Source organism: Streptomyces millisiae, from assembly GCF_031845425.1.
Taxonomy (GTDB): Bacteria; Actinomycetota; Actinomycetes; order Streptomycetales; family Streptomycetaceae; genus Streptomyces; species Streptomyces millisiae.
On sequence record NZ_JAVREM010000272.1, the window covers coordinates 1 to 464 of the forward strand.

Annotated in this window: 1 protein-coding gene; it reads left to right on the forward strand. The window is 72.0% G+C overall.

Annotation, left to right across the window (positions count from 1 at the left end; all coding sequences use genetic code 11):
- Nucleotides 1–201: 201 nt before the first annotated feature.
- A partial coding sequence (locus RNC47_RS36630) for a TerD family protein (protein WP_311605184.1) occupies nucleotides 202–464 on the forward strand: 263 nt, incomplete at its 3' end.

Below are 464 nucleotides of genomic sequence, written 5' to 3' on the forward strand. Positions count from 1 at the left end.
TCCCGATGTACATGAATTTCCGGTTACCCAGCCTTCGCCCGGCCTCTCCTCGCGGTACCGTTCGGTCTTCCTTCCACCCTCGCTCCGATACCCGTTCGACCCCCGCTCCGATCCTCTTCCGCCCGGCACCGGCACCTCGGGACCCGGCCGTTGTGGCCCCCGCGTTGTCCGCACGTGCCGCCAGCAGGCAGGATGACGCCCATGACGCACACGATGCTGAAGGGCTCGAACGTCCAGGTCGACGCCACGGCCGTACGGGCCGTGCTGCGCTGGACACCGGGCTCCGACGTCCCCGACGTGGACGCCTCCGCCCTGCTCCGCGGCGCGGCGGGTCGTGTGCGGTCCGACGAGGACTTCGTCTTCTACAACCAGCCGCGCCACCCCTCCGGCCTGGGCCGGCGGCTGCCGAAGCGCAGTGTCGCCGAGGGGCGCACGGCCACGATCGAGGCGGAGCGGGGCGGGCG